Consider the following 11,859-nt stretch of genomic DNA (forward strand, 5'->3'; position numbering starts at 1 on the left):
ATTCCAATCTAATCAAGTTGCGAGTTAAGACCCGCTAAAGCCTTTCAATATAATCGCCGACTTTTCGCCATGTCAATGTTGTTACGATATCAATGCCCTTTTTTCTAGTCACAGAGATTGCAGAGAACTCAGAAGATTGATCTGAATTAATATTGCCAATTTGACTTCATCGTGCGTTCACCATCTGGAGCTGTCTTTACGAGTTCCGAAGGAACGTGGCAATCTCAAACTTGTAGCCCGTATGATGGAGATCGCTGCGATGGCTACACTCACTAGCGTAGGCAAAGTGCATGTTTTAAATTTCAAATAGCATAACTGCTTGCATCGATTTATGAGACCCTGACTAGCACCACCCCTAAAGGAAGAGACCCCAAGAAATTCTCGGGGTCTCACGGGTTTGGAGGGAAAGCATCCAGTATGGGAATACCGGAGATTATTATGTTTATTCGGGTTTAAACTAGTGTCACCTTGTTTAGCTTGAACCTGGTTGAGGGTTACTTCTCTCTATATTTTTTGTTCTCTCTGCCTGCCTGGCGTAGCTTATAAAGCGTAGACGCGTGGTTAGTTTTTTCATTAATTCTATTCTGGAATAGTCAGCGCTACAAAAAACGTATTGTTATTATCACGTCGAACCAGCAGTAAAATCGATTCACCAGGTTTGATCTCAGCCACTTGCCGCTCAAAGGCCTGTCTGGATGTAACCGTTTTAAGATTGCGAACATTAGGACCGATTTTCTGGATCATTTGTCCCACCCGGATATTCTTTCGGTAGGCTTCACTAAATTTTTCAACTGATGTAAGCAGGACCCCTTCCGTACCCCGGTTAAACCCGTAAAATTGCAGGCGGTCAGAACTGGGGGTCTCAACCGTTATGCCCAGATCTGATTTTTCAGATTCGAAAGGACCCACGGCACTGGCTTCTTCTGGTAATTCACCCAGTTTGATGGTTAGGGTTTTGAATTTTCCGTTCCGGAGAACCTTAAGCTTTTTCTTTTCATTGGGACGTTGAGTTGAAACCATGGTGGGTAATTGTTTTGAACTCTCTACTGTGTGCCCATCAAACTCCAGGATGACATCTCCCTGTTTTAAGCCAGCCTTGTCAGCGGGACTATCTTCAACCACCTGCCCAACCAGTGCCCCTGAAGCATTTTCCATACCCAGCATCCTGGCCATGGTTCCATCTACTGCCTGTACATAGACTCCCAGCCAGGCTCGGGTGACCCGTCCATTCTCCCTTAGATCCTCAATGACACGGTTGATAATGTTAACTGGAATAGCAAAGCCGATACCCTGACTGCCACCGCTCCGTGAGGCAATGGCTGAGTTCATGCCAATCAATTTGCCATCCAGATTAACCAGAGGACCTCCGGAATTACCAGGATTGATGGCAGCATCGGTCTGGATAAAATCTTCGTAGTCAAGCAGGCCGACAGAGGAACGACCAATACCGCTTATGATTCCCTGGGTCACGGTTTGAGATAAATTTCCAGAAAAGGGACTGCCAACCGCCAAGACCCATTCACCAACCCGAATTCGGTCTGAATTGCCCAGTTTGAGCGGTGTAAGATCATTCGCATCGACTTTGATCAGGGCTACATCAGTCTTGGGATCACTGCCAATGATCTCGGCATCCAGTTCCCTATTATCGGAAAACTGAACCTTGATATTCTCGCCTTTTTCGATGACATGATTATTGGTAATGATGTAACCATCTTTGCTGATGACAATTCCAGAACCCAAAGAGGTACTCAGCATTTCCCTTCCACCATCCGGCATGAACTGGCGAAAATGGTCTGGAAACATATCCTGGAATCTCCTGAACTGATCCATCCCGGGATGTTTGTAAACATGTTCACTGGTAATGGTGACGACTGAGGGTGAAACCCGTTCGGCAATATCAGCAAAGGTGTTACTCAGTGATTTCGCTAGACTCAGATCAGAAGCCTGAACCTGGGTCGGAATCAGTAGAACCATGATCAGTAGTGGAATAATTCGTAGTAAATGTTTCATCATGCAACTTTCTCCATTCTTTAGACCTTCCTTTCTATGCGGGTTTGAGAGAAAGGTTTCAGATATTTTTTCAGCCAGGGATATTACGGATTATGGCTCTTCCTCCAAATGCGTACCTGGAGACGGGGATATTAGGGATATAAGGGTCTAGAGGCTGTGTGAGAATAGGGACAACGCTTACCCCATGCTTTAGCTTGGGGGTATGATATCCTACTGTTTCTTTGGGCTTTAGCTCCGTATTGTTGGGCTAAAGCCCTCCTTTTTAATACTTTTAGAACCCCCAGGCTGAAGCCCGGGGTAAGTATCATTAGTAACAGTACGATACGTAGATAACTAAAGATAATATTAGCAAGCAATTATTCCGGCGCAATGAAGTTTTCACACAGCTTCTATAACCCTTATACCTTTGTACCCCAGAATATTTTATTGACCCCCAACCTCAATGATTGTATCCAGGTACGCATTATTATGATGAACCCGGATTATAATGAGTGTTCATCTCTAAACTCTTTTTCTACAACGAAGCAAACGAAATTCATGAAGATACCAATGCTTTTTCGTAGTATTCGTCAAATTCATTGTGGAAAACTGTAGGTGCATCTGCTTAATACCTGATTTCTGGACAGACGCTAATGAATACTCTACCCGTTTGATTCTATTTAATTCCTTATTGCTATTTCAAACTTGACGAAACCGCAAAAAGTTCCTTACGGTTTAAAAATCATCAAATACGCCCTAACTCATTTAATATTAACCACATAACGCAAATACTGCTAAATCCATAAATATCAATACTCTGCGTCTCTGCGCGCTTTGCCTGCCCGCACGAAGTTATACGCAGGCGGGCGAGAGGGACTTTTTGCGAGATCGTCATACTTCATAACACCTGTAAATAGTAATCAGCACATTTCTCTCGCTTTGTTCGTTCTGTTTAATAATTAGATTGCTTACATGACTAGAAGAGAACGTGTTATATCAGCCCTGCACCGTCAGGAAACCTCCAGAGTCCCCATCGGTGAGATCGGTGGTGGCTACACCGAATCCATTATCAAAGCCTTACTGGGCGATGACCATCAGACTGGCCCTGATTCTTATTATCACAACCATGTAAATGTCCGGCAGCTTCTTGGCGCAGACATTATGGGTGCCCGTGTAGCTGGTCCCCCGGTGGAAGTAGTTGGCACTCATGAAGATTGGGGAACAGAGGTTTTCAAAGATTTCTGGGGTGCCACCCATACCCAACCTCCGGAAGCTACCGTTCAACTGGTGGAACCCATTGCAAATACACCTGAAGAACTCGACAAATGGGCTGCTCCTGACGTAAGCAAGTTTGACAAAGCCCCAATCAGACGCTGGAAGACAAATACGGATCTTTTTGTCATGTCAACCCTGAACGCCGGCTTTGACCTGGGTTACGAAATTCTGGGTTTCGAACGCTTCATGATGTGGACTGTTCAAGCACCGGATGTCATGTTAAGGTATTACGAAAAGCTGATTCAGACCAATTTGGAGCTGGCGCTCATGAGTGCTGAAGCGGGTGCCGATGCAGTGCTTATCGCTGATGACCTGGCTTTCAATACCGGTACTTTCGTGGATCCAGCTTATCTCCGTAAGGACTATTTTCCCCTACTAAAGAATATGATCACTGACATTAAAACAACCGGTCTTCCGGTTTTCTTTCACTCGGATGGCGACTTACGAACCATCATACCCGATTTGATCGATTGCGGCATTGAGGTATTGCAGTCCTGTGACCCCAACGCCAACATGGATATTCCCTCTTTGAAGCAGGAATATGGACGAGATCTGGCATTCATGGGCAATATTGATGTGGATCTGTTGGCCAATGGCAGTGTGGAGGAGGTTCAGAGAACTACCCGGGATCTCATTCGCGATGCAAGAGCCGGCGGGGGCTTTATTTTAAGCACCAGCAATGTGGTTGCTTCTTATTGTAAACCTGAAAATGTAAAAGCCATGTACGCAATTGCCCATGAGGAGTTGACCTAAATGTCTCTTGATAATATTCAACAGGCCATCATTCTGGGAAATGTTGCTTCCATTTCCAGCTCAGTGCAAAACCTTTTGGAACAAGGGCAGACTGCCCAGCAAATTCTCGATCTGCAATTGTTACCCGGCATGGCAATTGTCGGTGAACGTTTTAAGCGGAATGAAATGTTCCTACCCCAGGTTCTTATGTCTGCTCAAGCTATGCAAACGGCTATTGATATCCTCAAGCCACATCTGATCCAGGATGCAACCGGTTCTAGCAGAAATACTGTTGTCATTGGTACCGTGAAGGGTGATATGCACGACATCGGCAAAAATCTGGTGCGGATCATGCTGCTGGGGGCAGGATTTGAAGTGATCGATCTAGGTGTTAATGTTCCGCCTCAACGCTTTCTGGAAGCTACCGCTACCCACCAGGCTCAAGTTGTCTGTCTTTCAGCATTGTTATCATCAACCATGAACAATATGCGTGAAATAGTGCAGCTCTTTCGAAATGATGAAATCCTGCATTCCACCAAGATCATGATTGGGGGTGCCCCGGTGAATCGAGCATTCTCAGAATCTATTGGAGCAGATGGTTATGCCCCAACAGCGCCTGGGGCAGTTGAGCGGATTCAGGGATTAGTTTTTAACGATCGGTAGTTTTATCGTAAAGGTTGTTCCTACATCCACTTTGCTGGACACCGAGATATCACCCTTGTGATCGGTGACTATACTTTTCACAATAGCCAACCCCAACCCTGTTCCCTTATACTTTTTATAGGTAAAAAACGCATTAAACGCTTTTGCCTGGATCTCTTGCTCCATACCATGCCCTGTATCTGAGATCTCCATGACCAATTGGTCTGCATCCACGTAAGATGTAATGGTGAGGGTGCCCCCTTCGCTCATGGCTTCGGCTGCATTGTTGGCCAGATTTTCGTAGACGCGATAGAAACGATGTGGGTCAATACGGATCCTGGCTTGTCCCTGGATATCCGTTACCAGCCTCATTTTCTGCTGAACCAGGTTAAATTGAATACTGGCCAGAGCCTCATTGATACAACTGGGAAAATTCAAAGTCTGTAATTGTAGAGTAGAGCCACCAGTGGCAAATGCCAGAAGCTCCTGAGCCAGCGTGTTAAATTGGCTCACCTGTTTACCAATGATCTGAGTGTATTTCACTACCTCTTCATAGGGCATTTCTTTTAAGCCTATGAGTTGAGCAAAACCGGCTATGGTGGTCATGGGATTTTTCAGGTCATGCAGGATCGTGGAAGCCATGCGCCCGATAATGGAAAGACGTTCATTATCAACCAGAGCTTGCCGGGTTTCATGCAGCTCGGTAATAATATTTTCCAGTTCTCGATTTTTTTCTTCCAGGGCACCAATGAGCGTACTATCCGTCCGTCGCAGATACGTGGAAATGCTTTTTGCCACCTCCAGGGTAAACTGGGGAAAGTGATTCACCAGCTCAAGGAAACCTTCCTTTTGAACCACCAGTACCTCGCTCTGTTCCCGGGCTATAATACCAGCACTGCGTGGTTTATTTTCCACCAGAGCCATCTCACCAAAAAGTTCACCAGATCGATCAATAATGTTAAGACTCTCAAACTCATCACCTTCGATGGATTTTACCACTTCCAGAGTACCTTGGATCAATACAAAGAATTTTGAGGCGACCGCTGCTTCCCGAATAAGTGTTTCGCCGGATTTGTACAGTCTTCTCTGCATTAGACTGCTGATCTTTTCAAGTTCAGCTCCATCGATCCCTGCAAAGGGTTCCAATTGTTTTAGTAATTCGATGTTTGGTGATTCAAGTGTGCGCATAAGAAAACCTGATGGTAATTATTATTGCTGATTAGCTGGTCTCAAAAGGGATGGGGATCTGATGCTTGGATTTCGGCAACAGATTGAAACCAACAGCGGGAAGGTCAACGATGAATTTAGTGCCAACGCCTTCTTCAGATTCGATGGAGATGATACCATCATGTTCATCGATGATCCGTTTTACAATGGCCAGTCCCAGACCAGTTCCTTTTCGTTTTCCAAATGTATAAAATTCCTTGAAAGCATTTTCCTTTACTTCGTCCGACATTCCAATGCCATTGTCCTCCAAAATAATTCTGACACCAGTCTCCACCTCCAGACTGTGCACGGTAAACACTCCCTCTTTATCCAAAATATCAAGAGCGTTCATGGCAATATTCTCCAGAACCCTGAAAAACCGACCGGTGTCGATGCGTACTTCCCCTTTAAACTGAAGGTCTCGTACAAAAGAGATGTCTTGATTCTCAAATCTAAGTACCAGCGAGTCACAACATTCCTGGAGATATCCAGCCATCTGGACTGATTTCAGCCGCATCTGGTCGCCACCCTGGGCAAAAGACAGTAGATCCTGGGTCATGCTGGTGAATTGGATCACTTGTTTGGCGATAATATCCGCATATTTAATGAGTTGTTCATTACTGTGCTTTTTCATCTTGATCAACTGGGCATAACCACCAATTGTGGACATGGGATTTTTCATATCGTGTAGAATAGTTGAAGCCATACGACCAATAAGAGAAAGACGTTCCTTGCCGATCAGCTCTTCCTGAGTCTCCTGCAGCAGGTAATTCATATGTCGTAATTCATCATTCTCTTTTTTAAGTTTGTTGATGAGTCGCTTGTCAGTTTCTCTGAGAAATTGAGATATATTTTTCGCAATAGATAGTGTAAAAAGCGGAACAGTTTGAACGAGTTCAAGAAAATCCGCTTTTGACACAGCCAATACCTCACAGCTTGTATCAGCGATCATCCCAGCACTTCTAGGTTTATCTTCCAACAAAGCCATCTCACCAAAAAAACCACCGACCTCATCATAGAATCCCAGCAATTCAGAGTTGCCTTCATTAATTCTCTTTTCAATTCTGACTTTGCCAGAGGCAAGAATAAATATATGATCCCCAATGGAACCTTCACGAATTATGGATTCTTCATGATTATAACGACGAAATTCCAGCTTTTTTAAAAGGTGTTTTAATTCAACCTCAGGAATATGCTCAAAGACCTTCCATTTTCTGAGATCTTCATAAGGGGGACTCTTTATCAGCTTCATACACTATCCGCTTAAATTAGATAAATTCATAAGTATGTTTTAAAAGAAATCAACCGCGTTCTGAAAAATATTATCCTCAGGACCAACTTTATTGCATACATCAAAACAACTGCCAAAGGAAGGCTGGAAGCACCTTGTGATCATTGACAATGCCGTTCAGTTTGATTCCTTTACTAATACGACCTAAAGTAATCCTGAATAACAATTTTCAAACAGAACTGTCCGAGATTAAATGCTTTTTTGGTCATCTGATCATCCCCTGTCTTCAGCCTGAACCTTTAAAAAAGTTCAGGGGTTATCAGCCCCTATTTCAGCGTGATCAATTTTAAGACATTTCACAGGTGTCAGTATCACAGTGAATGCGGATAAAACAATGCTGTTTGAATGTCATGTGAAAATCATATATTTCCGGAAACTACTGGTGTTCTCCAGGGGGAGATCGAACCAATCCTAGTATCTATTACTAGAGGAAGTCATGTCATGAATAAACGCATATTCCTTACTCTTATTCTGTTGTTGAGTGTTAATATTCTTTTAGCTCAATCAAGATTTGTGAAATCAGCTCAAACAGACCAGGCCATGTTATTGCAAACAGGTCAGGCAAAAACCTGGTGTCCAATTTGCGGTATGAATCTCATGCTGTTCTACAAAACCAACCATGCTTTGGAACTGGCCGATGGAAGCACCCATCAGTATTGTTCTATCCGTTGCCTGGCGGTTGATCTTAAGGATCACCCCGATCAAATTACTCACGCACAGGTGGTTGATGTCAATAGTGAACGGTTCATCGCTGTACAGGATGCCCACTATGTCATTGACAGCAAAGTTTCCGGTACCATGACCCGTGAGAGTAAACTCGCCTTTGGCTCATTTGAGGAGGCAAAACAATTCAGCAAAAAGCATGGCGGAAGAACTATTCTCGGGTTCACCGAAGCCCTTGATCTAGCCCGTACTCAAATGCAGGCTGATAATGCCATGTTGATGAAAAAGAAACAAAGCATCGTTTTTCCCAAGGGGGAAAAATTATTCAACAAATTTTCCGCAGAAATAGGAACTTTGCCTCCATTTGAATCTATCGTGGATCTGAAGGCTCACCTTAAAACCCGTTCAGGCTGTAAATCTTTGGATGAGAAAAAACTCCAGATGCTGGCTTTGTATATTTTTAACGCTAATCAGCAGCATTCAGGTAGGCAGCCTGCAGCACAGGTCATTCAGGTCTCAAAAGATGAGAAGTGCCCGGTCTGTGGCATGTTTGTTTATAAGTATCCTCGCTGGGTTGCTGTTCTGAATATCACGATCAACAACCAACCTAAAAAGTTATATTTTGATGGTGTAAAAGACCTGATGAAGTTTTACCATAACCCTCAAAAATGGGGAAAATACGAGCACCTTAAAATCCACGAGGTAGTCGTTACCGATTACTATCAGCAAACTGCCCTGGATGGTAGAAAAGCTGAATATGTCATTGGGAGCGATATTTTAGGACCCATGGGGCATGAACTCATTCCCTTTGACTCTATAACTCAAGCCAAAGTATTTCTAGATGATCATGCAGGATCTCGAATTCTCAAATTTAGCGAGATCACAGAGCAGCTTATTTCCGATCTAGACAATAATTGAATCGGACTGACTGATATCTCTTGAGTCCAAAAACCAACTTAACGCTCGGTGCATTGGTTCTGGTTATCCTGGCCACCCTGGTTGAGGGAGGATTATTGCTGGGGAACCAGCAGGAGCAGGCAACTCAAAAAGCGATCAAACGGCAAGCGGTGGAATTGACTCAACTCCCTGACCTTGCCCTGATCACTGAAACAACCTGGCTTCGGCATCGCAGCCTGACCACACCCCATGCAATTTTTCCTGAAGATGGCTCTCTGCTTGACTATTATCCTGCCAGCTTTGTATACAATATCGCAATTGTGCAATCTGAACCGGGGGTCGCCAGACGTGAACCTTAAACTAATTGATTATGGTATAAGCTCTCTTTGGAGAAGATTTTGGAATCGCTTCACTGTTATTCTGATCTTTTCCCTTCTGGTCTTTCTACTGGTTTCTGTTTTTAGTATTTCAAGTTCGATCAGACTGGAGTTGGGGATTACGCTTGAGGCCTTGCCGGAGTTGATTGTCCAAAAAATGAATGGCGGGCGGCAAACAGTCATCCCATCTGAACGAGCTTATGAAATCGCCACCATCCCCGGTGTGAATACAGCAATCCCCCGAGTCTGGGGTTACTATTATTTTGGTAGTGCAAACGTCAACTTCACTGTCATTGGTCAGGATCCTGATCTGGATAGCTACAAGGCCAAGTATTCTAAACTGTTTGAACTGAATGCTTCTCTGATCGATACCTTGACTACACCCTTTTTCCTGGCAGGTCAAGGTGTGGTGGAAATCATGGATCAGTATTACTTCAGGGATGAGTTTTTCTTTATTACTGCAAATGGCAATATTTTAAACCTTGCATTGGCCGGCACTTTCTCAGATGAATCTTCATTAGAGACCAATGACGTGATCTTAATGCCGGAATATCTGGCTCGTGAACTGTTTGATATCTATGAAGACGATGCAACCGATATTGTAGTTCGAGTTTCCAATCCAGCTGAAATTGAGATCGTAAAACAGAAGATTCAATTCATGTACCCTGATTGCCGCATCATCAGCAAAGATCAAATTGAGAGCTCCTACCAGAATGTATTCGACTACAAATCCGGTTTATTTCTCGCTTTACTGATTCCTGCATTTATGGCCTTTTTCACAATGGTCTATGACAAAGCTAGCGGTCTAAGTTTGGAGGAAAAACGCGAGATCGGCATTATGAAAGCTGTGGGTTGGCGAGTGGAAGATGTCCTTATCCTGAAGCTTCTGGAAAGTGGCTTTATTTCACTTTTTTCATATTTTAGCGGTGTTGCGCTTAGCTTTTTCTTTGTTTACACTTTGGATGCGCCCTTGTTAAAAAATCTATTTATTGGGGCTGGAAATTTAAAACCAGCCTTTCAACTTACCCCTGTGATCGATGTCCACATCTTGAGCTTGAGTTTTATGGCTATCGTCCCGGTTTACATTCTAGCCACGATTATCCCAGCGTGGAGAACAGCTATTATTGATGCAGATGAGGTCATGCGATGATTCACCTTGATGCAGTTGACCTCGTTTTTAACTCCGGTTTGATTAATGAGATGACCGCCCTGAGAAACATCACTTTTTCTGTAGTTGAAAATGAGTTTTTATTGCTGCGGGGAGCCAGTGGAAGTGGTAAAAGCAGTATTTTCTCGCTGGTAGCAGGGTTAGTCAAACCAACCCGGGGAGATGTGATCATTGATGGTCACTCCATTGCCAAAATTCCGGATAGTTACGCTGCTGTAATGCGGCGAGAAAAAATTGGAGTGATTTTCCAGAAATTCAATCTGATCCATGATCTATCAGTATACGATAACGTGATCCTGCCGTTGATTCCTTCCACCCAGTCAAAGCATGAAATCCGATTAGCCACTGAAGAACTGTTAACCGACTTATCCTTGATCGATAAATCAAATACATCAGTGCGTTATCTTTCCGGTGGTGAACAACAACGAGTTGCCATAGCCAGAGCCCTGGTTAACAGGCCTAAGATAATCCTGGCTGACGAACCAACTGCCAACCTTGATCAAGGTCTGATCGAATCCTTTCTACAGATCATACGTGATCTAAAAACAAGTGGTATCACTGTCTTGATAGCCAGTCATGACCCCCTATTTTCCAAGCTGGACTGCATTGATCGTATTTTGGATATCTCTGGTGGTAAACTTCAGTGAGCGTACTTCTCAGTCCTGAGGTCATCATACTTTTCATTGAGGATGTTTTGCTTTTGGGTTTTAATTCCCTGGCTGTTTTCCTGGCCTTTAATATCCAAAAAGACTTTGATCTCAACCAAACCACTGCACTGCAGTATCGTCTGGAGCGGCTGACTTATCTGGTTTCAACTATCATCCGCTTCTCATTGATTATAAAGATATTCAGCTTTGTTTTTTTCATCTTTACTTTAGACAAACTTTCGAACATTATTCCTGGAGCCATGTGTGGTGCCGGCGTCACCAATGCTTCACCTTACGGCAGTTATGTTCTGCTCGTCAAGCTTTTTAGCCTTTATCTTTTTGGGGTTTGGTTGATGATCGACCGGGAGGACCAGAAAACGGAGGACTATCGATATACGGTAAAGAAGTTTAGATATTTTATCATCATTTACCTGTTCTTCCTGATCGAATTAAGTCTGCAATATCTTTATCTCAGTGACATCGATCCTGAAAAAATCGTGAGTTGTTGCGGTACTGTTTTCAACGCTGCCAGCACCAGTTTTGCCGGGCAGTTACTCAATATCCCAAATGGAATCGTACTTCCCTCATTCTATACTATTTTTGCTCTGCTCATGTGGACCAGCTTGCGTCAGGATGTCATTTGGACCGGTATTCTCAACCTCTTCTTTTTGGCTTTTGGACTGCTAACCCTGATCAGTTTTTTCAGCACCTATATCTACGAGCTACCCAGCCACCAGTGTCCATTCTGTTTACTCCAAGGCGACTATCACTATGTTGGGTATCTGATCTATGCCCTGTTATTAAGCGGATCTTTCTTTGGGATCGCTGCTTTGGCTCTTAATCTTTTCTTAGGGATTCACCTCAAGATCTTAAAGCTATCCATCTTACTCAATACCGCCTTTGTCGTACTGGTCTCGGCCTACCCCCTGTTCTATTACATCAGGAATGGGGTTTGGCTGTAACCGTTAAAAT

At 43.7% G+C, this 11,859-nt stretch carries 10 protein-coding genes; 7 read left to right on the forward strand and 3 right to left on the reverse strand.

Annotated features, from left to right (window positions below; all coding sequences use genetic code 11):
* Positions 1-579: 579 nt before the first annotated feature.
* Positions 580-2,013, reverse strand: a complete 1,434-nt coding sequence (locus U9Q77_09175) for a Do family serine endopeptidase (GenBank protein ID MEA3287528.1) — start codon at positions 2,011-2,013, stop codon at positions 580-582.
* A gap of 948 nt (positions 2,014-2,961) precedes the next feature.
* On the opposite strand from U9Q77_09175, the gene U9Q77_09180 reads away from it, so the two are divergent.
* Positions 2,962-4,017 carry a uroporphyrinogen decarboxylase family protein gene (locus U9Q77_09180; protein ID MEA3287529.1) on the forward strand — a complete coding sequence of 352 codons (1,056 nt, stop codon included), beginning with the start codon at positions 2,962-2,964 and terminating at the stop codon, positions 4,015-4,017.
* Entirely contained in the window at positions 4,018-4,659 is a 642-nt protein-coding gene (locus U9Q77_09185; protein ID MEA3287530.1) for a corrinoid protein, read from the forward strand. It begins immediately after the preceding gene.
* Here the strand turns inward: U9Q77_09185 and U9Q77_09190 are convergent.
* Entirely contained in the window at positions 4,639-5,826 is a 1,188-nt protein-coding gene (locus tag U9Q77_09190) for an ATP-binding protein (protein ID MEA3287531.1), read from the reverse strand. The genes U9Q77_09185 and U9Q77_09190 overlap by 21 nt on opposite strands.
* Before the next feature lie 31 nt (positions 5,827-5,857).
* Positions 5,858-7,096: a cyclic nucleotide-binding domain-containing protein gene (locus tag U9Q77_09195; protein MEA3287532.1), complete on the reverse strand. Its 1,239-nt coding sequence runs from the start codon at positions 7,094-7,096 to the stop codon at positions 5,858-5,860.
* A gap of 480 nt (positions 7,097-7,576) precedes the next feature.
* Between U9Q77_09195 and U9Q77_09200 the strand changes: the two genes are divergently transcribed.
* The 5 genes from U9Q77_09200 to U9Q77_09220 are packed head-to-tail and all read left to right on the forward strand — an operon-like array spanning position 7,577 to position 11,849.
* Complete coding sequence (locus U9Q77_09200) at positions 7,577-8,716, forward strand: nitrous oxide reductase accessory protein NosL (GenBank protein MEA3287533.1); 1,140 nt, start codon at positions 7,577-7,579, stop codon at positions 8,714-8,716.
* A 20-nt stretch (positions 8,717-8,736) separates the two neighbouring features.
* Entirely contained in the window at positions 8,737-9,054 is a 318-nt protein-coding gene (locus U9Q77_09205; GenBank protein ID MEA3287534.1) for a hypothetical protein, read from the forward strand.
* Positions 9,044-10,222, forward strand: a complete 1,179-nt coding sequence (locus U9Q77_09210) for an FtsX-like permease family protein (GenBank protein ID MEA3287535.1) — start codon at positions 9,044-9,046, stop codon at positions 10,220-10,222. The genes U9Q77_09205 and U9Q77_09210 overlap by 11 nt, the downstream gene beginning before the upstream one ends.
* Positions 10,219-10,887, forward strand: coding sequence for an ABC transporter ATP-binding protein (locus tag U9Q77_09215; GenBank protein ID MEA3287536.1), 669 nt, complete (start codon positions 10,219-10,221; stop codon positions 10,885-10,887). Before U9Q77_09210 ends, U9Q77_09215 begins: the two co-directional genes overlap by 4 nt.
* Entirely contained in the window at positions 10,884-11,849 is a 966-nt protein-coding gene (locus U9Q77_09220; protein ID MEA3287537.1) for a hypothetical protein, read from the forward strand. The genes U9Q77_09215 and U9Q77_09220 overlap by 4 nt, the downstream gene beginning before the upstream one ends.
* The last annotated feature ends 10 nt before the right edge of the window (positions 11,850-11,859 follow it).

It is taken from the genome of Candidatus Neomarinimicrobiota bacterium (genome assembly GCA_034716895.1).
Lineage (GTDB): Bacteria > Fidelibacterota > UBA8477 > UBA8477 > JABMPR01 > JABMPR01.